We start from the raw sequence: 385 nt of genomic DNA, 5'->3' as shown, positions 1-385 counted from the left end.
CCGACAAGCAACCCGGCCTCGAACGCCGGTGTCAAGTCGTCGAGAACAGTGGTGGGATCGACCTGTGCGACGTCGGCGAGGACGTCGGTGTCGAAGCGGCGTCCGATGACGGCGGCGAGCGACAACAGACGCTGCGCCGATCGGTCGAGGTGCGACACCCGGCGGCGCACGACGAACTGGATCGCTGGAGGGATGGCGCGTGCGGCCCGGGCCATCGTCTCGTCACCGAGCCGTCCGTCCGTCGCGAGCAACTCGGTGAGCTCTTTCACGAACAACGGATTGCCACCCGTTCGTTCGTGTATGAGGCCTGCGACGCCCGGTGCCACATCGTCGCTGCGGCGGGCCATCCATTCGTCCACGTCCGTTGCAGTGAGGCCGTCGAGAC

General features: G+C 67.3%; 1 protein-coding gene. It reads right to left on the bottom strand.

Features of this window, described 5'->3' with window-relative positions:
• The coding region (locus tag I6F37_RS44620; RefSeq protein ID WP_225155075.1) for a hypothetical protein at positions 1 to 385 on the bottom strand (385 nt) is incomplete at both ends.

The sequence above is a fragment of the Bradyrhizobium sp. NBAIM08 genome (assembly GCF_020193935.1).
GTDB lineage: Bacteria > Pseudomonadota > Alphaproteobacteria > Rhizobiales > Xanthobacteraceae > Bradyrhizobium > Bradyrhizobium yuanmingense.
This window is presented reverse-complemented; position numbering and strand designations above follow the sequence as displayed.